General features: G+C 31.4%; 20 protein-coding genes and 2 rRNA genes. 5 read left to right on the forward strand and 17 right to left on the reverse strand.

All coding sequences use genetic code 11. From position 1 onward, the window contains the following. Window positions 1-130 (forward strand): 23S ribosomal RNA (locus tag L0U72_RS00005); the annotation flags it as partial. 104 nt (window positions 131-234) lie between these two features. Further along, window positions 235-343, forward strand: a 5S ribosomal RNA gene (gene rrf, locus L0U72_RS00010). A 396-nt stretch (window positions 344-739) separates the two neighbouring features. Here the strand turns inward: rrf and L0U72_RS00015 are convergent. The 12 genes from L0U72_RS00015 to L0U72_RS00070 form a co-directional block, all read right to left on the reverse strand. Further along, a complete protein-coding gene (locus L0U72_RS00015; RefSeq protein ID WP_233898071.1) occupies window positions 740-889 on the reverse strand; it encodes a transposase in 150 nt (49 codons plus the stop codon). Between the two features lie 843 nt (window positions 890-1,732). Then, window positions 1,733-2,368 carry a carbonic anhydrase family protein gene (locus L0U72_RS00020; protein ID WP_101918234.1) on the reverse strand — a complete coding sequence of 212 codons (636 nt, stop codon included), beginning with the start codon at window positions 2,366-2,368 and terminating at the stop codon, window positions 1,733-1,735. A gap of 5 nt (window positions 2,369-2,373) precedes the next feature. Further along, the gene (locus L0U72_RS00025) at window positions 2,374-4,242 is read right to left on the reverse strand and encodes a SulP family inorganic anion transporter (RefSeq protein ID WP_233898072.1); all 1,869 of its coding nucleotides are present in this window, start codon (window positions 4,240-4,242) and stop codon (window positions 2,374-2,376) included. 149 nt (window positions 4,243-4,391) lie between these two features. After that, entirely contained in the window at window positions 4,392-4,826 is a 435-nt protein-coding gene (locus L0U72_RS00030) for a hypothetical protein (RefSeq protein ID WP_233898073.1), read from the reverse strand. Between the two features lie 71 nt (window positions 4,827-4,897). After that, window positions 4,898-5,653, reverse strand: a complete 756-nt coding sequence (locus L0U72_RS00035; protein WP_233898074.1) for a tetratricopeptide repeat protein — start codon at window positions 5,651-5,653, stop codon at window positions 4,898-4,900. Between the two features lie 10 nt (window positions 5,654-5,663). Next, entirely contained in the window at window positions 5,664-7,457 is a 1,794-nt protein-coding gene (locus L0U72_RS00040; RefSeq protein WP_233898075.1) for a BatD family protein, read from the reverse strand. A 67-nt stretch (window positions 7,458-7,524) separates the two neighbouring features. Continuing rightward, complete coding sequence (locus L0U72_RS00045; protein WP_233898076.1) at window positions 7,525-8,340, reverse strand: tetratricopeptide repeat protein; 816 nt, start codon at window positions 8,338-8,340, stop codon at window positions 7,525-7,527. Between the two features lie 16 nt (window positions 8,341-8,356). Beyond that, window positions 8,357-9,400 (reverse strand): VWA domain-containing protein, encoded by a 1,044-nt coding sequence (locus L0U72_RS00050; RefSeq protein WP_233898077.1) that lies wholly within the window; start codon window positions 9,398-9,400, stop codon window positions 8,357-8,359. Between the two features lies 1 nt (window position 9,401). Next, complete coding sequence (locus tag L0U72_RS00055; RefSeq protein WP_233898078.1) at window positions 9,402-10,406, reverse strand: vWA domain-containing protein; 1,005 nt, start codon at window positions 10,404-10,406, stop codon at window positions 9,402-9,404. Further along, window positions 10,396-11,322, reverse strand: a complete 927-nt coding sequence (locus L0U72_RS00060; RefSeq protein ID WP_233898079.1) for a BatD family protein — start codon at window positions 11,320-11,322, stop codon at window positions 10,396-10,398. Before L0U72_RS00060 ends, L0U72_RS00055 begins: the two co-directional genes overlap by 11 nt. 60 nt (window positions 11,323-11,382) lie before the next feature. Next, a complete protein-coding gene (locus L0U72_RS00065) occupies window positions 11,383-12,246 on the reverse strand; it encodes a DUF58 domain-containing protein (protein ID WP_233885472.1) in 864 nt (287 codons plus the stop codon). Window positions 12,247-12,314: 68 nt separating this feature from the next. Further along, window positions 12,315-13,304: an AAA family ATPase gene (locus L0U72_RS00070; protein ID WP_101918205.1), complete on the reverse strand. Its 990-nt coding sequence runs from the start codon at window positions 13,302-13,304 to the stop codon at window positions 12,315-12,317. A gap of 192 nt (window positions 13,305-13,496) precedes the next feature. On the opposite strand from L0U72_RS00070, the gene L0U72_RS00075 reads away from it, so the two are divergent. Then, window positions 13,497-16,136 carry a TonB-dependent receptor gene (locus L0U72_RS00075; RefSeq protein ID WP_233885469.1) on the forward strand — a complete coding sequence of 880 codons (2,640 nt, stop codon included), beginning with the start codon at window positions 13,497-13,499 and terminating at the stop codon, window positions 16,134-16,136. A 78-nt stretch (window positions 16,137-16,214) separates the two neighbouring features. On the opposite strand, the gene L0U72_RS00080 is transcribed toward L0U72_RS00075, so the two are convergent. Then, window positions 16,215-17,006 carry a UDP-2,3-diacylglucosamine diphosphatase gene (locus tag L0U72_RS00080; protein ID WP_233898080.1) on the reverse strand — a complete coding sequence of 264 codons (792 nt, stop codon included), beginning with the start codon at window positions 17,004-17,006 and terminating at the stop codon, window positions 16,215-16,217. Between the two features lie 63 nt (window positions 17,007-17,069). On the opposite strand from L0U72_RS00080, the gene L0U72_RS00085 reads away from it, so the two are divergent. After that, window positions 17,070-17,522, forward strand: a complete 453-nt coding sequence (locus tag L0U72_RS00085) for a nucleoside deaminase (protein ID WP_233898081.1) — start codon at window positions 17,070-17,072, stop codon at window positions 17,520-17,522. A 225-nt stretch (window positions 17,523-17,747) separates the two neighbouring features. Here the strand turns inward: L0U72_RS00085 and L0U72_RS00090 are convergent, their stop codons facing one another. Both L0U72_RS00090 and L0U72_RS00095 read right to left on the reverse strand, forming a co-directional pair. Next, the gene (locus L0U72_RS00090) at window positions 17,748-18,230 is read right to left on the reverse strand and encodes a methylated-DNA--[protein]-cysteine S-methyltransferase (RefSeq protein WP_233898082.1); all 483 of its coding nucleotides are present in this window, start codon (window positions 18,228-18,230) and stop codon (window positions 17,748-17,750) included. Then, the gene (locus tag L0U72_RS00095; protein ID WP_233898083.1) at window positions 18,223-18,987 is read right to left on the reverse strand and encodes a TatD family hydrolase; all 765 of its coding nucleotides are present in this window, start codon (window positions 18,985-18,987) and stop codon (window positions 18,223-18,225) included. Before L0U72_RS00095 ends, L0U72_RS00090 begins: the two co-directional genes overlap by 8 nt. Window positions 18,988-19,029: 42 nt before the next feature. On the opposite strand from L0U72_RS00095, the gene L0U72_RS00100 reads away from it, so the two are divergent. Further along, window positions 19,030-19,548 (forward strand): retropepsin-like aspartic protease, encoded by a 519-nt coding sequence (locus L0U72_RS00100; protein ID WP_317206232.1) that lies wholly within the window; start codon window positions 19,030-19,032, stop codon window positions 19,546-19,548. 14 nt (window positions 19,549-19,562) lie between these two features. Here L0U72_RS00100 and L0U72_RS00105 read toward each other — a convergent pair whose 3' ends face one another. Together L0U72_RS00105 and L0U72_RS00110 are read right to left on the reverse strand one after the other, a co-directional pair. Continuing rightward, window positions 19,563-20,417, reverse strand: a complete 855-nt coding sequence (locus tag L0U72_RS00105; protein WP_233898084.1) for a hypothetical protein — start codon at window positions 20,415-20,417, stop codon at window positions 19,563-19,565. 127 nt (window positions 20,418-20,544) lie between these two features. After that, window positions 20,545-21,732, reverse strand: a complete 1,188-nt coding sequence (locus tag L0U72_RS00110) for a pyridoxal phosphate-dependent aminotransferase (RefSeq protein ID WP_233898085.1) — start codon at window positions 21,730-21,732, stop codon at window positions 20,545-20,547. Window positions 21,733-21,758 lie beyond the last annotated feature (26 nt).

The raw sequence follows: 21,758 nt of genomic DNA on the forward strand, positions 1-21,758 counted from the left end.
TAAGCGCGAAACCCACCACAAGATGAGATTTCTTTAAAGGGTTGTGGAAGATTACCACGTTGATAGGCTATAGGTGTAAAGGCAGTAATGTCATAGCCAAGTAGTACTAATAACCCATAGGCTTATGTAGAAGTCTTGCGCTCGAAAGAGCGCAAGCACCAACTCTTTTGATTATTTACGATATAATTTTTACCAATATGTTAACTTATACAGTTGAAATATACTGAAACATTTTAAGGTGATTATCGCAATGGGGCTCACCTCTTTCCATCCCGAACAGAGAAGTTAAGCCCATTTGCGCCGATGGTACTGCCAATGGTGGGAGAGTAGGTCGTTGCCTTTCTTTGAAACCTCAATCTTTATAGATTGAGGTTTTTTTTGTGCCTTACTTTTTTTAATTTTCTCCCCTTTTTTTCTCAATAATAATTATGCTTGATCCTTTATTATACCAAAGCGCTAATTTTGTTCTAGCGACATCTTTCCCTGTTCTGGTTTCAAACACAGATTTTAAACCCTGCGATAAATCGTATGCTTTTTTTATCTCGGGATATAATTCAAATAAAATAACAGCTCTTTCTTTTTAATTCTTCGTCCACTTTTCTTGTGATTTAAAAAGTGTAAACCTGCTTCTCGCTAGTAGCTGACGCTTGGTTTCGCCATTTTCAAGAATTTCAGGTTTGTAAATAGTACTTGTGTTTTTTAATTTTGAAATTGCCTCATTTTCTACATCGATAATTTCTCATCTTAAACGAATTCGAACTTCTTGTATCGCTTCAGAAGCAAGCTTTTCAATATGAAATCTATCGGTTACTATTTCCGTTTTAGGAAAGCTTTTTTTGGCGATTAAATTCATTGCACCAGCCATATCCACTGTAACTTCCTTGACCATATTCCTTTAACAATCGCTATAATAGATCCTTTTTTTCCCTTTGCTGATTTATTCGTTAGAATCGTATAAAGTTCTCCATTAGATACACTTGTTTCATCTAAACTCAAATAATTACCTAGATTTTTACCAAACAATAACCAATCTTCGGCATGTTTTTTTTTGATGTCAACTTTTAAAATCACTTAGTTTATTTTTGTAAAGATATTGTAGTCTTTTTCCGTTAAACTTATAATAATCCCCGAATTTACTAGCGCTTACGGCATTTATATTAAGAGATATCTTTTAAAAAATCGGCAAACTCGTTGGTTATTCGAGTGCCTTTTACTATTAAAATCCAATCTCTTTTTATTTTTTTTTGCTTAAAAATAAGAAATCGCATTCGTCAACTTGAATTTATTTCAGGTTTGCATCCTGATTTGCCGTAGTTATTCTTTTACGTTGATTAATTTTATACTAAAAAAGTTCTCGATACAATTTTTTTAAGGAAAAAAATCACTCGAACTGACAGTTTATTTAATTTCTAAACAGGCTCTTAGAATTATAAAAATATAATACCATACTTTATCTCCAAGTTTTCTGCTACTTGATCCGTGACTGGATTTCATAAATAAAAACTAATTTATGAATTTACCGAAACTAAATAAATAGACTTAGCCCTGATTGAAGCAATTGTTTGAGCTCTTTTTTTGATTTTTCTTCAAAAAAAAGCGAGTGCGGAAAGCAGGTAATAGCTTCAAATAAAAAATAAACTATTCTTGTATCCTACAAAATAATCCTATAAAACAAAAAACCCCTAAACAATAATGTAATTGTTTAGGGGAAATAATTTTAATAGCAAGTATATTATAACATACTTACTTTTCCACTGCTAATATGATAAACGCCACCAACAATCTTAATTTCGCCGTTTTGCTCCATTTCTTTTAAAATAGGACTCTTTTCTCTAATTCGATCAATAGTTAATTTTACATTGTTTTCAATCGTTTTATTCAAAAATTCAGTATTAGATGAATTATATTCTCCTGAAATTTCAGACTCAGACTTTTTAACTGCCGGCTGAATATTCGATAACATCGAGGTAATATTACCTAACTCAACATGATCACACGCCGCCTTTACAGCTCCACAACTTTCATGTCCTAACACAAAAACTAACTTACTTCCTGCAACTTTACAAGAATATTCCATACTTCCTAAAATATCCGTGTTCTCAAAATTTCCAGCAACTCTAGCTACAAAAATATCACCAATAGTCTGATCAAAAATTAACTCAACAGGAACTCGAGAATCAATACAAGAAAGAACAATAGCTTTAGGATGCTGACTATCTGTGGTTTGAGTGATTAATGCTTTATGGTCAATGCTATGAACTTCATCTCTTATAAAACGAGAATTACCCTCAATAAAATCTTGTAACACAATCATTGGTGTTAATTTATCTTGAGCATCTTTGGTTATTGCTTTATTTCTGTATGGCATATTTTTTAGTTTTTAAATTCATCTTTTATATTTTCTTTTACCCATCTTACACACGAATCAAATGATGTAAATATGTGCTCTCGTGGAATGAAATCAGGAATGATATCAATTCTTTCCATCATGTATTTTGGTTGTTCTAGTAGATTCACAAATAAAACATCTATATTTTTAGTTTTTAAATCTTGTAACATATCTTCCATAGCGTACAATCCTGATTGATCCATATATTGCATTCTCCCTAAACGCATAATTACTGTTGAAGCTGTATCTGGAATTTGCAATGAAAGTGCTTGAAAATTACTGGTAGAACCAAAAAATAATGGCCCTTTAATATGTTTGATAAAAACTTCTTCCTTTAAATTTTGAGGGAAATTTATTTCATCTTCCCAAACTTCTTCATTTAATGATTTTACATCAGAACGTTCTGAAGTTAAATCACCAATTTTTTTCATAAACATTAAAGAAGCGATAATTAAACCTATTCCAACCGCATATACTAAGTTCCAAAAAGTAGAAAGTAACATAACAACAAGCATAATAATTACTTCTGAGCTAATTTTAAAAGGACCTATTTTAGCATCACGAGGTAAAAAAGGAATTGCTTTTAAACCTTTGTAATCCATCACTCCGATACCGACGGTAATTAAAATACCCGCTAATACTGCCGCAGGAATCATAGAAGCAATAGGACCTAATCCTAATAAAACAACTAATAACATTACACCAGCAACCATCCCCGATAACTTAGTTTTACCGCCAGAATTGATATTTACAACCGTACGAATTGTAGCTCCAGCTCCAGGAAGTCCTCCAAAAATAGCAGCAATACTATTTCCAATTCCCTGACCAATCAATTCTTTATTTGGTTTATGTTTTGTTTTGGTCATATTATCGGCAACTACCGATGTTAATAAGGAATCAATCGCTCCTAATAATGATAATGTTAATGCCGTAAAAATATAAGGAGTTATGCTTGATAAACTAAAACTAGTAAAAATTCCTAAATTTGGAATTGGAAATCCTCCAGGAATTTCTTCAATAGGACGATAATTTAAACCAAAACCTAAGGCAATACCTGTCATCACGACTAAAGCAACAAGTGTACTTGGTACTGCTGTGGTAATTTTTTTAAATCCGTAGATTATAAAAATAGTTCCTAAAGCGAGGATTAACTCTAGCCAATTAATATTTTCTAAAGCTCTTGGTAATACTTTTATCGTTCCTAAAACTCCTGAAGCTTCTTTTCCTGCAAGGGTTTTACTTTCCTTTAAAATATCAGCTTGTGTTGTTTTTTCAGATCGATTAATGGTTTCTTTAAAGTTTTCTAGTACCAAAATACCTTGACCAGCTTCATCTTTTAAGATGTTTTTTAAGATTAATTCTTCGGCTTGTGGTTTAAATTGCGCGACGAATTGAGTATCTTCTTTCGCATAATAACCAACTGCTGGTAAAATTTGTGTTACTAAAATGATAACTCCAATAGCGGTCATAAAACCAGAAACTACGGGATATGGAATATAGCGAATATATTTACCGAGTCCTAAAACTCCTAAGGCGATTTGAAACAATCCTGCAAGCAAAAATACGGTTAAAATAGCGGGTAATGCTTTGGATACATCTCCATCATTACTAGCGATAATACCAGCAATAATAATCATACTTACAGCAGTCATAGGAGCTGTTGGTCCTGAAATTTGAGTATCAGTACCTCCAAATAGTGCGGCAAAAAATGAAATAAAAATAGCTCCATATAAACCAGCACTTGGTCCTAAACCAGAAGAAACCCCGAATGCTAACGCTAATGGAAGGGCTACAATTCCAGCAGTAATACCACCAAATAAATCTCCTTTAAAATTTGAGAATAATTTTTTCATAAGTTAAATGTAATAAATTGTTTTATCTTTTTTAAAGCTTTAAAAAAATAAGCTAAAAAAAGATTTTAAAATGTTTGCAACCTGCACAAAATAGATTGCTTATATAAGGGTAAATATAAGAAAATTAGATACTTGTAAAATATAAAATTTTATAGAAATTCGGGAGGCTGTGTAGTAAGTTCCAAGTATTGAATACTATATTTTTTGAAGATGGCACTATAATTATTGCTTGCTTTATTTTGATAAAAATGATAGTTTGTAACTAAAATTTGATTAATTTCTTGATGTTCGTCTAATTCTTTTTCAAGTTCATTTTCTAATTGATTCTCGAGTTGATTTTCAGACTTATTGTCATTTTTATCGTTACTTTTATTTTGGTTTTCTTCTTGATTTTGATGTCTTAGTTTCTCTTTAGGATCCGTATTATTAATCTTTAATTGAGAATCGGTAAGAGAATTTTCGAGAGAATTTTCAAAGGTATTATCTAGTATCTGTAAGTTATTGGCAATACAAGAAACACCTTTAAGTATTAAAAATACGAAAAGAAAATAGTTAAAATAATTGTGTTTTAATTGTTTTGTCATTGCCCTACACTAGGATTGCTAAAATACCGAAATTTAAACTTTTTATGTTATCTTTTATCTTGTTTTTTATGTTATAATTGTTTTATTTTTTGGGCTACTACCCAACCAGTTTTTCCGTCTGCTAGTTTAATTTTATTCCAAGAATCTACGGTATCTAAAATTTGAACTTTTGTTCCTTCATGCAATATAAATAATTGTTCGGCATCCTGTGTAGGTGCATTTTTAACGTCAATTTTTTCTGAAAAAATAATAGCTTCCAGCATGTTTTTGGTTTGATTATATTGCTGATATGTAATAAGTAAACAACTAATCAACAGTAAAAAAGAAATGATGCTACTAGTAAAAAATAGCTTTTTTTTAGTCGGATTTCCAGAAAAATAATATCCTAAAAAAAGCATCGCCATTAAAAAAGAAAAGATAATTGTGAAGAATGCCCAAGTATTATAGTTAAATTTTTGCAAGAAATTTTCATTTATTTTTTGGCTTAAAGAACTTGGTAATTTTTCAATTCTATCTAAGGTGAGTTTTTTTGCGATACTTAAATTATTTTGTGCATCTTGATGTAGCGGATTTAACTGCAATGCTTTTTCATAATTATAAATTGCGGGTGCGACTTTATGCAATTTGTAGTAGGCGTTTGCGAGGTTAAAATATACATCTGCCGATACATTTTGTGTTTTTTCGATATCTTGATATAATTTTATAGCCTCTGTATAATTGCCTTTTTTATAGGAATTATTTGCGTTAATAAAAAGTTCTTCAGCAGTTTGTGCTAGCAGAATATTTGTTATTAAAAACAATAATAATACGCTAAATTGTTTCATCATAACTTATTATTTATTTATTATTTTGATTGCTTAATTGCTTGTCTAATAGGGTAATAATTTCTATTGCTTTTTCGTATTCTTCGGTCATTTGTAGGTTTGTGATTGGCGTATATCGTGCAAAATCACAATCTGTTAAAACAGTTGTAAAGCGTTGAATTGTGGCTGTATCCACTTTTTTTTCTTGAAGTAATGTTGTTATTTTATCATTATTAATATCAGATGTTTCAATTTTTAATTTGGCTTTTAAGAAGTTGTGCAAAGCATTTTCCAGTGCTTCATAAAAGGTTTCTTTGTTTCCGAGTTCTTTTTTTGCTTCGGATAAATATTTTTTAGCTAATCTATCGGCTTTACGTTGTTTATTTCCTGAAAAATCTTGTAATTGTTTTTCTTTTTTCTTGCTGATAAAAATAGCGATAGGCATACTTATAATCGGCAATAACAGCAATACATAAAACCAAAAAGATTTAAAAAAGTTTTTATTTTTTATTGTTTGAAAGTTTGTAGAAGTTTGAATATATTTAAAATCATCGCCTATAATTTGAACTTCTTTTTTTAGATTATTGCTTGATTTTTCAGAAATTGCTAGGGTTTTCCCTTCTAAAACGTCGACAAAAATATCTTTTGTGGTAATTGTTTTATAGGTTTTTTCTTTAGGGTTAAAGTAAGAAAAACTTGTTTTAGGGATTTTATATTTTCCTTTATATTCAGGAACTACGGTATATTTATCGGTAATTTTTCCTGTTAATCCGTTAGCGGTGATGCGCACATTTTCTTTTCTTTCAGGTTGATATACTTCAAGTTCTTTGGGTGTTATTATTTCTGGGATTTCAAATAATTTGAGATTTCCATTTCCGCTAACGGTTACATTTATTTCTGCGGATTCGTTTGCTTTTAGGGTATTTTTATTCAGTGCAATATCAAAGGAGAATGTCCCGACAGCTCCTGTAAAACTTTCAGGTTTATTGGCAATAGGCAATGATTTTGCTTGTATTGTTTTTTTAGCGGATGAAAATTCTCGTTGAATTTGTTTGGTGATTACGTTTCCAAAAAAGTCTGCACGTCCTGTTGGAACGGCTACAATAATATCCATTTTCATTGGATCAATTGTTAAGCGACCTTCTTTTGTTGGGACTAAAAGTGCTTTATGTAATGTTGCATATCGATAATTTTCGCCATTATATAGTCCTATTTTTACTTCAGGATTATTGGTTTTAATTTCTTGATTCCAGAAGCCATTATACTGCGGATTTTGTGTAATTGCATTGTCATAAATTCCTACATTTTGGCTAAAATACAGGCGATATTCTACATAAATTGCTTCACCAACATAGGGTTGTGATTTTGATATTTGAGCAACTAAATGAATATTTTGTTGTGCAATATAATTTGGATCATTCGGATTTTTAGGAATAGCACTTGCTTTTAGCACAATAATTTTGATGGGTTTTGATTGAATTATTTCGCCATCAATTTCAATACTTGCTGCTGGAATATTAAATTCACCTTCTTTTTTGGGCTGAATAATATAGGTATATGTTTTATTAAAGCTTCGTTTTCCGTTAATCCAGGATTGACTTACCGATTGACTTGGTCCTCCTACGATTTTAAAATTTTTAAAATTGGGTGGTTTAAAATTATCAGCACCTTGTTTACTGATTGAAAAATCGAGTCTTAATCGCTGATTCACGCCTAATTTATTTTTACTCACACTTGCTTTCAAAACATTTTTTTGTGTGTCTTGTGCATTAATTGTGTGTGTTATAAAACAGCATAGCAGTAGTAGGATGTATAATTTTAACTTCATATTTATTTTCAAAAAATGTAAAATTAGTAAGTGTTTAAAATCAGAAATATATAGTGTAATAGGTGTATTACCAATCTTTTTCTTGTTTTATTTTTCTTCCTTTTGCTTTTTTGGCGTTCATTTTCTTTTGTGTTTTTTTCTCTTCATTGTTCAAGCTTTCGAGTAATTGTTTCATTTGTTCTGGCGACATTTTTGCTTGATTTGGTTTTGATTTTTGGTCTTTTTTATCTTGATTTTCTGGATTTTCTTTTTTGTCGTCGCTTTTTTGGTCGTCTTTTTTATCCTGATTTTTTTTATCGTCTTTTTTATTTTTATCGCTGTCTTTTTTATCTTTATTTTTTTGGTCGTCTTTTTTGTCTTGATCGCCGTTTTTCTTATTATCTTTCTTATTATTTTTATCGTCTTTTTTATCTTTATTTTGTTGTTCTTTTTTAAGATTTTTTTGAGCGACGGCTAAATTATACCTTGTTTCATCATCTTTTGGATTTTTACGCAAGGCATTTTTGTAGGCATTTACGGCTTGTTGATATTGTTTTTGTTCGAGCATTGCATTTCCGATATTATGATATGCGTTTGCTTTTTCAAATTTATCGGAAGCTGTTTTTGTGGTGATTTCAAATTGGGTTACAGCTTCTTTATATTTTTTTTGTTGATAGAGTGTATTCCCAAAATTGTAACTTGCTTTTTTGTAGTTACTATTTTTGTCTAAGGCTTTTCGATATAGAATGCTTGCTTGTTCGAATTTTTCTTTGTTGTATAATTTATTTCCTTGACGCAATAAAGTTCTGGCTTCTCGTTGTAATTTCAGGGTATCTATTTGCGCTGTTATTTTTACAGATACCAGAAATAAGCTGATTAATAGAATATTTTTGAATGTTTTCATTTTGATAAACTAGCTTCTAGGTTTCTTTTTCGTTAAATAAATCTGCTTTTTTGATCCATTTTGTTTTTCTTTCAAGCAAGAATAAATCGATACTTAAAAATAGCAATCCAATTGCTAAAAACCATTGAAATTGGTCTTTATAATCGGAAAATTGTTTGGTTTCAAATTCACTTTTTTGAGCGTTTGTTATAATTTTTTCGATAGCTTTCACAGGGTTTTCGGTTCTGTTTCCGTCTATATATTTTCCATTGGAAGCGCTTGCGATTCCTTTTAAAACGTCTTCATTTCGTTTTGTGATAACAGTTTGTTCTTTGTTATCTTTTTTATATCCGATAAGCGAGCCATTTACTTTGATAGGAATTGGCGCTCCTTTTTGAGTTCCAACCCCGATGGTATATATTTTCACGCCATCATTTGCAATATTTTGGGCAATTTGTTTTGTTTCTTCTTGATGATCTTCTCCATCAGAAATTATAATTAAAAATCGGTTTGTTTGTTCGTCGTTATTGTAGTATGTTTTGGCTAAATTTAATGCTTGATTAATTGCTGTTCCTTGGCTTGAAACCATATCAGGATTGGCATTTTGTAAAAACATTTTAGCGGCTGCATGGTCGGTTGTAATTGGTAATAATGGATATGCATTTCCAGCATATACAATAATTCCGACTCTATCACTTCCAAGTTTATCGATAATTTTATCAATAATTTGTTTTGATTTTTCCAATCTATTTGGGGCAATATCTTCAGCGAGCATACTTTTGGAAACATCTAAGGCAAAGACGACATCTACGCCTTCTCTTTTTACGGTTTTTAGTTTTGTTCCCATTTTTGGATTTACTAATGAGATAATTAAAAAAGAGATTCCAACGAGTAAAAAAATCAATTTTAAAACAGCTTTAAAGTTAGAAGAGTTTGGTGCTATTTTCGCTAACATTTTAGCGTTTGTAAATTTTTTTTGCGTTTGTTTTTTCCACCATAAAGCTGATAAAAAAGTAATAATTATCAGAGGAATACTTGCAAAAAGGTAAAAATATATAGGTTCTTCTAGTTGATATAACATTTTATATAAAACTTTTAAATAGGGTATTTTTCAATAGGAATTCGAGTAGTAAAAGTACACCTGCGATTAGTACTAATAGTCGATATTTTTCGGTATAATTATAGTATTTAAATTCTTCTATTTTTGTTTTTTCTAGTTTATCAATTTCGCTATAAATTGCTTTTAGTTTAGCGTTATCGGTTGCTCTAAAATACTTTCCATCGGTTTGTTTGGCGATGTGTTTGAGTAATTTTTCATCAATTTCTACTTGTTGATTTCTAAAAGAAATTTCTCCAGTTCTTGGGTCTTTAGCCCAAGGAAACGGTGCCATTCCGTTGGTTCCAATTCCGATAGTATATACTTTTATGTTGTTTCCTTTAGCGAGTTCTGTGGCTGTTTTTGGATCTACAAATCCTGCATTATTTACGCCATCGGTTAAAAGAATGATTACTTTACTTTTTGCGTTGCTTTCTTTGAGTCGATTTACAGCTGATCCGAGTCCCATTCCGATGGCTGTTCCACCTTCTAATTGTCCCCATTTGATTTCAGAAAGTGTTCTTTTTATGATTGATTTATCACTGGTAATGGGTGTTTTGGTAAAGCTTTCTCCAGCATAAGCGACAATTCCTATTCGGTCATTTGGTCGGCTATTTACAAATTCGATAGCTACTTTTTTCAGCGCTTCTAATCGGTTTGGTTTGAGGTCTTTTGCCAACATACTTGCCGATACATCGATTGCCATGACAATATCAATTCCTTTATTTGATTTTGTTTTTTTGCTCACAGCTACATTTCTTGGTCTTGCCAAAGCGATAATCAAACACGTTAAAGCGGTTAATCGCAGTACATATAAAAGCGGTTTTAATTTGGGTAAAATTTGAGTATTTACTTTAAAACCTTTTACGCTAGATATCGTTAATTGTGCGGTATCTTTTTTTCGAGTATAGAAATTCCAAAAAGCGAACAACGGTATTAATAGTAGCAACCATAAAAATTCAGGACTATAAAATTCAAAATTATTCCACATCTTCTTCTGCGATTTCTTTTTTAGGTTTTAAATTATCGATGATATTTTCAGCATCTTTTCGGTCTTGTTCAATTTGGTGTGCAATAGGTTTCGATTTTGCAAATTTCACTAAATCAGATTCTTCTAATAATTTTTTTAATGTATGAATGGTTTTATCATCGGTTTGAATTGAGTTGATATTTTTAAAATCATTTAAAACGCTGATTAATTCGTTTGTAGTTACTTCTAGCGCTGGAATTTTCAATTCTTTTTCGATATAGTTTCGTACGATTTCGGTTAATTCGCTATAATATTTTTTAGTTTGATTATTTTGCCATAATAATTTTTCATCTAGTTCGTGTAATTTTTGAACGGCTTCTTGATAGGCAGGAATTTCAGGCTGATAATTTTCTTCAGGAAGTATTTTTTTCTTTCTACTTCTAAAATAATAAATACTACTTGCGATTAAAAGTAAGGCAATAATTGCCCACCAGATATAGTGTTTAAAATCATTATATTGATACGGTTCTTTTAGGATACTTTTTATCGGAAATTTTTTAATTTTTGTAGTATCGACAGCAATTGTAGCGACATTAACAAGCAGACTATCGGTTAAATAGGCTTGATTTTTAATGAAAATTTGTTGTTGTGGAATGTAAAAAGCACCGCTATCAAAACCTGTTAAAATATATTTTTTGACTAGTTTATTATTGATATTCGTTATTTTTACAGAATCAACAATTTCGAGTCCTTTTAAGTTTTCTAGTTTCGGGATGATAACATTTTCTGTTTCATTGACTGAAATTTTATATTGAAATTGTTCACCAATACGGATGTTTGTGGTATCAATTTCAACGTATATTTTGTTGGATTGTGCAATGGCAACATTATAAATCAGTAAGAATATATAAAATAATTTTGATATTTTAGTTTTCATTTTACGCAATCATATTATTTAAGATAGTATTTTGATGTTATCAATTTAAAATAGGCAATTTTATTTTTGTTTAAAATAGCCTAATAATTTTTTGACATAATTTTCATCAACTCGAGTATTGATAGTTCCTGCACCGCTTTTTTTAAAGGATGTTTCAAAATAATCTGCCAATCGTAAAGCGTTTGCTTTGTATTGATTTCGTACTGATTTAGCACTTGTATTCACTAAAAAAGTTTCGCCAGTTTCGGCGTCTGTCATGGGCACCATTCCTAGATTAGGAATTTCGGCATCATGTTTATCGTACACACGAATTCCTGTTAGGTCGTGTTTATTTCCCACTAATTTCAGTGTTTTTTGATACGTATCATCTAAGAAATCAGAAAGCACAAAAACAATAGCTTTCTTTTTGATTACGTTGGATAAAAATTTTAAAGCTTCTTGAATATTTGTTTGTTTACTTTCGGGTTTAAATTCGATTAATTCTCTAATAATTCTTAAAACGTGGCTTTTTCCTTTTTTGGGTGGAATATAAAGTTCCATTTTATCAGAAAACAGGATTAACCCAACATTATCATTATTTTGAATGGCAGAAAAGGCGAGTGTTGCAGCTATTTCTGTTAGGGTATCTTTTTTAAATTGATGCGAAGTACCGAAAGATTCTGAGCCAGAAACATCAACTAAAAGCATCATTGTTAGTTCTCTTTCTTCTTCAAAAACTTTGATATGTGGTTCATTATAGCGTGCGGTTACATTCCAATCAATGGCTTTTACATCGTCTCCGTATTGATATTTTCGCACTTCGGAAAAGGTCATTCCACGTCCTTTGAAGGTGGAATGATATTCTCCGCCAAAAATATGATTTGACAAACGACGTGTTTTTATTTCTATTTTACGAACTTTTTTTAACAATTCTTTCGTGTCCATCGTGTCTATTCTATTTTTCGTATGTTTCGGTGTCTTTTTTAAGGATTTAATTTGATAAAACCATAAAATTAAGGCACTTGTACTTCATTAATTATCGATGCAATAATATCAAGTGATGTAATATTTTCAGCTTCTGCTTCGTAGGTAATTCCGATTCTATGACGTAATACATCATTTACAATTGCTCGAACATCTTCGGGTATTACATAGCCTCTTCTTTTGATAAAAGCGTAACATTTTGCTGCTTTAGCTAAGTTAATACTTCCACGAGGCGACGCTCCAAAACTAATTAATGGTTTTAATTTTTCTAAATTATATCTTTCAGGATAACGGGTTGCAAATACAATGTCAAGAATATATTTTTCAATTTTTTCATCCATATATACTTCGTTGACAATCTCTCTAGCTTTTATAATTTCTTCGAGAGAAATTACAGGATTTACGGTTCCAAAAGTTCCGTTTAAGTTCTGACGCATAATTATTTGTTCGTCTTCAAGCTTTGGATAATCAATTACTGTTTTTAGCATAAAACGGTCCATTTGTGCTTCGGGAAGTGGATATGTTCCTTCTTGTTCTACGGGGTTTTGCGTTGCCATTACAAGGAATGGTTCTTGTAATTTAAAGGTAGTATCTCCAATGGTAATTTGACGTTCTTGCATTGCCTCTAATAATGCCGATTGCACTTTTGCGGGCGCACGGTTAATTTCATCGGCAAGTACGAAGTTCGCAAAAATAGGACCTTTTTTGATAGTGAAATCATTTTCTTTTACGTTGTAAATCATGGTACCGACAATATCTGCGGGTAATAAATCGGGCGTAAACTGTACACGACTAAAACTACCTTGTACGGCTTTTGATAACGTATTGATAGCGAGTGTTTTTGCAAGACCAGGAACTCCTTCTAGTAAAATATGTCCATTTCCAAGAAGTCCGATAAGTAAGCGATCAATCATATGTTTTTGACCAACGATTACTTTGTTCATTTCGTTTGTTAATATGTCAACAAAAGCACTTTCTCTTGCTACTTTTTCATTAATAGCTCTTACATCTACATCCATAGTAATTGAAATATGATTATAATTTATGAAACAAAGCTACAATAATAAGGAAATAATAGCTGTTAAAATATGGTTAAAGCTAAAAACTATACAGATGTTGTATAATTATTAATTTTAAAACAGATAAATAAATTTTTGTAGTTGTTTATCTTAAAAAAATAGTATTATTGTGAAAAAATTAACTTTTTTAATATGAATAAAAGAATTACGTTACCACGCTATTTAAAAGCACAAAAACTACAAATTTTCAGTTGTTTTTTATTGATGTTTTTTACTTCTATAGCATCAATTATTGGACAAACGATTAAAGGAAAGGTGGTTGATCAAAGTGGATTTGGAATTCCTTTTGTAAGCGTTTTAAAACAAGACACCGTAAACGGAGTAAGTACTAATGAGCAAGGAGAATTTTCATTAGATGTCGAAAAAATGCCTATTAGCTTGGTTTTTTCATCGGTAGGATTTACCACGTTAACCAAAAAAATCACTAAAAATACCTATATAACAGTTATTTTAAAAGAAGGAAATGTTTTAAATGAAATTATTTTAACAGGAAATCGTTCAAAACCACGAACAATTTTAGATTCAGCTGTACCAATCGATAATGTAAGTGTACGAGAATTACAAGCAACAGGGCAAACAAATATTGACCAAATGTTAATGTATGCAATTCCGTCTTATAATGCGAGTAGCCAAACCGTTTCAGATGGAACAGCCCATTTTGATCCAGCCGATTTAAGAGGTTTAGGACCAAGTAGAACCTTGGTTTTAGTAAACGGAAAACGTAAAAATCAAAGTGCTTTGGTGTATGTAAACGATACGCCTGGAAAAGGTGAAGTTGGGGTAGATATGAAAAGTATTCCAACTACAGCCATTGAACGAGTAGAGGTTTTACGAGATGGCGCATCGGCACAATACGGTTCAGATGCGGTTGCGGGAGTTATCAATATTATTTTAAAGAAAAACATCAAATTTACACAGGTAAATTTTACGTCAGGAATAACCAGTAAAGCCGATGGAGCAAATGCTTCCTTAGATGCAAATCATACGTTTACTTTTGGTGAAGGCGGTTTTGTAAATGCGTCGCTTGATTTGAGTTATCAAGATAAAACAAACAGAGCTGGCGAACCAGGAAAAGATGATTTATTTGAAGTAAATAATCAATGGACAAAAGACAATCCTGCTTTAGGAATGACTATCGGACAGGCAGAAATGAAAAAAGCGGCAATTTTTTTAAATGCCGAATATCCTTTAAATGAAAATACCAAATTATATGCTTTTGGAGGTTTTAACGCTAGGCAAGGAACAAGTTTTGCTTTGTATCGTCCGCCATATTGGATTACCAACGATTTTGGTTTATTAACACCAAAAGGAAAAACATACACAGGTTTTCAACCTACTTTTGAAACAGGAATTCAAGATGTTTTACTTACCGCAGGAAGCAAATTTAAGTTAGGCGAATTTAATGCCGATGCAAGTGCGAGTTACGGTAAAAACTCGGTAGATTACACCATCGGAAACACCATTAATGTCGATTTAGGCGCAAAAAGCCCTACTTCTTTTGATGCAGGAGCCTATGCTTTTAGCAATATTATTGGAAATTTTGACGTAAGCCGTTCATTTGGAACTGTAAGTGTAGGCTTTGGATTTGAAGGTCGTCAAGAAAAATTTGAAGTTATTCAAGGAGAAGAAGCTTCTTATTATAAAAGTGGCGCACAATCTTTTCCAGGATTACAACCAAGCAATGCTTTAAGCGAAACAAGAACAAATATTGGCGGATACACTACTTTAGACTGGGATATTTCAGATGATTTTTTAATTGGAGGAGCCGTTCGTTATGAAGATTATTCAGATTTTGGCGGAAACACTTCTTGGAAAGTGAACTCAAGATATAAATTAGGAAGCGCAATCGTTTTACGAGCATCTTACGGAACAGGATTTAGAGCGCCCTCATTACACCAAGTATATTTAAGCAATGTACAAACCTTAATTTCTGATGGAAAAATTTCTAACCAAGGAACTTTTAACAATGTAAGTTCTGTAATTAAAGACTTAGGCGTTGCTTCATTATTTGCAGAAACTTCTAAAAGTATTTCGGCAGGTTTAACAGTAAAAGCAGCTAAAGATTTCACTATTTCGTTAGATTATTACAATGTTAAAGTAGCAGACAGAGTTGTTTTTTCAGGAGAAATTGGCGGAAAAGATGACAACGGAAACCCAAATGCAGCAGTACAAAAAGTTTTAGAAGATAATAAAGTAACAAGTATCAAATTTTTTATCAACGCGGCATCAACCGAAACTTCAGGTTTTGATTACACGATGCGTTATAAAAATATTGATTTTGCCTCAGGGAAATTAGCTTTAAATTTAGCTTTAAACGTGAATAAAACCAAATTAGAAGGCGAAGTAAAAACACCGACTAAATTATCAAATTATAAAACGGCTATTTTTAATAGAAAAGAGCAATCAAGAATTATTAGCGCCCGACCAAACACGAAAGTTTCTTTTGGAACAAATTATAAATTAGATAAATTTAATGCCACCATAAACAACACGTATTTTGGCGAAGTAACTTGGCAACACGCTTCAGATGCTCAAAAAGACCAAACCTTTGGTGGTAAAGTTTTAACCGATTTATCTTTAGGATATGAGTTTTCTAAAGTAATTTCATTAACAGCACAAGTAAATAATTTATTCAACATTTACCCAGACACTATTGACACAAAAGGCGATGTTGTAACAAATTTAGGCGGTCGTTTTAAATATCCTTGGGAAGTAAATCAGTTTGGATTTAGCGGAACAATTTTTAAAGCAGGCGTAACTTTCAAGTTTTAGAACTTATTTAAATTAAGATTTTATATATATGTAAAAAGCACCTTTAAAAAAGGTGCTTTTTTGCTTTTTACGATAGTCTTATTTATATTCTTTTAACGATAATTTTTCATGTTCAAAAACAGCGTAAGTAAAATATTTAACCCAATCGCCTGTATTTATATACATACTTTTTTCTTCGGATGTTTCTTCGGATACTTTTTTAGATACATCAATTTCTAACGGAAGATGACGGTGTCCGAAAACAAAATAATCGTAATGTTTTGTTTCAAGTTTACGCTTGCAATATTGCACTAGCCATTCTTTGTCGTTGCCTAAAAATTTGGCATCATCATCACCAGAAATCATTTTATTTTTAACCGACATATATTGCCCAATACGAACGCCAATATCAGGATGCAACCATTTAAACATAAATTTAAACATGGGAAAAGTAAACACTTTTTTCATTCGTTTATAGCCTTTATCGTGCGGTCCTAAACCATCGCCATGCCCAATAAAAACTGTTTTTCCGTTGATGTTAAACACTTGCGGTTTATGATATACAGGAATGTTTAATTCTTTTTCAAAATAATCGACCATCCATAAATCATGATTTCCTACAAAAAAATAAATAGGAATTCCGCTGTCTTTAATTTCGGCAAGTTTCCCTAAAATACGCACAAATCCTTTAGGAACAACGGTTTTATATTCAAACCAAAAATCAAATAAATCGCCTAATAAAAAAATAGCTTCGGCATCTTGTTTCACTTCGTTTAACCAACGTAAAAATTTTTGTTCTCTAGGAAAACTGTTTTCAGGAGTTGGCGCACCCAAATGCTGATCGGAAGCAAAATAGACTTTTTTATTTGGAGTAGTGTTTATAGAAATCAAAATCGTAATTTTTGGTAAAAATAACTAATTTGAGCTACTTTTGTTAAAAACGCTACGAATACCATGGAAATAAATCCTTTTGATGATACTTATTTTATGAAACAAGCTTTACAAGAAGCTCAAACAGCTTTCGATAAAGGCGAAGTTCCTGTGGGTGCTGTTATTGTTTTTAAAGATAAAATAATTGCCCGTGCGCATAATTTAACAGAAATGTTAACCGATGTAACAGCACATGCAGAAATGCAAGCTTTTACGGCTGCATCTGATTTTTTAGGCGGAAAATATTTAAAAGAATGTATTTTGTATGTTACTTTAGAGCCTTGTCAGATGTGTGCAGGCGCAAGTTATTGGGCACAAATTGGTAAGATTGTGTACGGAGCTAGTGAGCCAAAATTAGGTTTTTCTGTTTTACAAACCAAGTTACATCCTAAAACTAAAGTTATATCGGGGGTTTTAGAGGAGGAATGTGGTTTTTTATTGAAGAAATTTTTTGCTGAAAAACGAAATTTGAATTAGTGGGTTGAGACGCGAATTTCACGGATTTTCGCTAATTTTTTTGAGGTTCGCATCTTTATTTGCCGTATTTCTCCTGTTGATGCGATGCTGAAATAAATTCAGCATGACGTTTATTTGCTTTGAAGCAACTATTTCCTAGCCCCGATTGAAGCAATTGTTTGAGCTCCTTTTTTGATTTTTCTTCAAAAAAGAGCGAGTGCTGAAAGCGGGAAATAGCTTCAAATATTAAAATAAGCTTTGCTGTTTATAATCACTTTCGTGTTCTAGAAGCCATTTTTTACGCCATAAACCGCCAGCATAGCCTGTTAATGAACCGTCTGAACCGATAACTCGATGACATGGAATTAATATCCAAATAGGATTTTTTCCGTTTGCCGATGCAACTGCTCGTATTGCTTTCGAGTTTCCTAATTGTTTTGATTGCTGTAAATAAGTGGTGCTTTTTCCGAACGGAATATTTAATAATTCTGCCCAAACTTTTTGTTGAAAATCTGTTCCTTGCGGATTTAATTTTAAATCAAAAGTTGTTCGTGTTCCTGCAAAATATTCGGATAATTGGGTAACACATTTTTGTAAATAAATCGGAATTTCAGTTGAAGAATTAATTTGTTCATCTACAACTGAAACCGATTGAATTCCGTTTTGGTTGCCAACAATTTTGGCAGTTCCTATGGGAGTTTTGTAATATGTGATTTGTGTGTTAGACACTAAAAATATCTTTAGAATTTTGAGTTGTAATTTCTGAAACTTCATCAAAAGTTAACCCATAAATGTCTACTAATTTATCAACAACATTGGTTATGTACGAACTTTCGTTACGTTTTCCTCGGTAAGGTGTTGGTGCTAAATATGGAGAATCGGTTTCTAAAACAATATCTTTTATGTCGATTTCATTTAAAAATTTATCAATTTTACCCTTTTTAAAAGTTGCAACTCCGCCAATTCCTAATTTCATATTATACGAAATGGCTAGTTTTGCTTGTTCTAAAGTTCCTGTGAAACAATGAAAAATCCCGAATAAATCATTGCTTTTTTCAGCTTCTAATACTTCAAAAACTTCATCAAAAGCATCTCGGCAATGAATTACAATCGGTAATTTTTTCTCTTTTGCCCACTGAATTTGTGTTCTAAAAGCTTCCTGTTGTTGGGTTACAAAGGTTTTATCCCAGTATAAATCAATCCCGATTTCACCGATGGCATAAAAAGGACGTTTGTCTATCCATTTTTTTACGTGTGCTAGTTCTTCTTTATAATTTTCTTTTACATAGGTTGGATGTAAACCCATCATTAAAAAAACATCGTTCGGGAAGTTTTTTTCTAAATCGAACATTCTTTCTGTGGATGAACTGTCAATCGCAGGAATAAAAAAACGAGAAACGCCTGCATCTTTTGCACGCTGTATCATTTCGGTTCTGTCTTGGTCAAATTCTTCGGAATATAAATGGGTGTGTGTATCGGTAATCATTTATGTATATTTACAATTAGCAAAACCACAAAAGTACGAGAAATGGCAAGTTTGAAGAAGATATTAAAGAAAAAGAAGTATTCAAAAATAAAACTCCGCAAAAAAGAAACGAATCACTTAGAATTAACTGCAAAAATAAACGGCATAAAAGGAACGTTTATTTTAGATACAGGCGCTTCAAATTCGTGTGTCGGTTTAGATTTGGTAAATCGTTTTAAATTGGTATCGGAAGAAAGCGAAGTGAAAGCAGCAGGAGCAGGCGCAATTGATATGGAAACTCGAGTTTCAGAAAATAATGTGTTGAAAATAGGGAAGTGGAAAACCACAAAATCTAACTTGGTTTTGTTTGATTTGGTGCATGTAAATACGGCGTTAATTCAACACGATGCTACAGAGGTTGATGGTATTATCGGGGCTGATATTTTAGAAAGTGGCAAGGCTTTGATTGATTATGATAAAAGTGTTTTATATCTGAAGAAAATTAATGAAAAGAAGCTCAAAAAATCAGCGAAAAAAGCTGCGAAAAAACAACGTAAAAAATTATTTAAAGTTCCGTTTTAAAAAACTAAACTTATTTATTGAAAAAAAGGAATCATTAAATTGATGTAATTGATTACTTCTAAAATAATAAGTCCAAAAGTTATAAAAACGCTATACAAAGAGATAGTTTCTAAGTAGTTATTTTTTCTTTTTTTAACGGGAATTACTTTTGATATAAAGAATAAAATATAAGATACAAAACCTCCTAGGATTGGTAAATAATAAATAATAGTTTGTCCTTCTCCTAAAAATTGCGATAGGTTTATCGAACTTCCAAAAATGTAAACAAATATCCAATTAACAGCAAAAAATAATATTTGGAGTATTAAAATACTCAAAATAGAAGTTGGAAAATCTTGTTTTTCGGTTTCATTATTGGAGTTTATATATATCAAAACATAAAAAGGCATAAAAGAATGTAATAATAATCGTATCCAAAAATTGATTTCTAATACGGGGAAATGAATCGTTAAAAATTGATAAGAAGATAGTATATCAAAAAAACTTAAAATAAATAAGGTTATTATACTTAAAGCAAGCATCGGAAAAAAGATAAATCCCATAATATTACCTTCCATTCCTTTTAAATAAGCACGTAAAGTAAACGCTGTTACGAACCAAGTAATTATCGAAATAAATATGTTTTTAGGAACAAAAACTTCCCAAAAATTAAAATCGACAAAAAAATTACATAGGTAAGTTATACTAAGTATAATTGTTAGGTATCCAACAGAAAAAAGTAGGTAAGGTTTTACTTTAAGTTTAGTAACATTGGTTTCTTCTTTGGTGAAAAAATACGCTTCTTTTTTAGATGAAAGTAGTATAAATACTAAAAACGAAAAAGGATTTAAAAGTATATTAATAATAGAAAGTAGTATTTGTAATATCAATTGAATAAGGCTTTAAATGTTCTGAATTAGAATGATGTAAAGTAGGTTTAAAAGATTTTAAAAACAAAAAAAGGCTCGTAATTTAAAATTACGAGCCTTTTTAATAATAAGAAATTTTGAGAAAATATTAAGCTAATACTTCTTTAATTCTTCTAACAGCTTCACGTAATTGTAATTCAGAAGCAGCGTATGACATACGAATACAAGCAGGTGCACCAAAAGCTTCACCAGTTACAGTTGCTACATTAGCTTCTTCTAATAATAACATAGAAAAATCACTTGCGTTGTTAATTTCTTTTCCTTTAATTGTTTTTCCGAAGTAAGCAGATACATCAGGGAAAATATAAAACGCTCCTTCAGGAATGTTTAATTTAATTCCTTCAACATCACTTAATAAATCTAAAACTAAATCTCTACGAGTTTTAAATTCATCAACCATGTATTGTATTTTACTTGGTTCAGCTAAAACAGCTGTAATTGCAGCACGTTGAGCAATACAGTTTGTTCCTGAAGTAATTTGCCCTTGCATTTTAGTACAAGCTTTAGCAATCCATTGTGGAGCACCAATAAAACCAATTCTCCAACCTGTCATAGCAAAAGCTTTTGCTAATCCGTTTACGGTAATAGTACGATCGAACATGTTTTCGATAGCAGCAAAACTAAAGTGTTTTGTACCATAGTTAATGTGTTCGTAAATTTCGTCAGATAAAATATAAATATTTGGGTGATTTTCTAATACTTTCGCTAAAGCTCTGTATTCTGCCTCTGTATAAATAGTACCACTTGGGTTATTTGGCGAGTTAAAGAAAATCATTTTTGTTTTAGGCGTAATTGCCGCTTCTAATTGCTCTGGAGTAATTTTAAAATCAGTATCAATAGAAGAAGGAATTTCAACAAATTTAGCTTCACATAAAGTAGCGATTGCTGAATAACTTACCCAATAAGGAGCAGGTAATAAAACTTCGTCACCTGGGTTTAATAAAACTTGTGCAATATTTGCAATAGATTGTTTTGCACCTGTTGATACTACAATCTGATTTGGTGCGTAGGTTAAATTATTATCACGCTTAAACTTTATACAGATAGCTTCTTTTAACTCTACATATCCATCAACTGGCGTGTATGAATTATAGTCTTGATTAATTGCTTCGATAGCGGCATCTTTAATAAAATCAGGTGTATTAAAGTCAGGCTCTCCTAAGCTTAAACTGATAATATCTTTTCCTTCAGATTTCAATTCTCTTGCTTTAGCAGCCATCGCCAAAGTTTGAGATATTGGTAAACTGTTAATTCTGTTTGATAATGCGTTTGACATTGATTATATTATTAAGGTGCATTTTG

The sequence above is a fragment of the Tenacibaculum piscium genome (genome assembly GCF_021390755.1).
GTDB lineage: Bacteria > Bacteroidota > Bacteroidia > Flavobacteriales > Flavobacteriaceae > Polaribacter > Polaribacter piscius.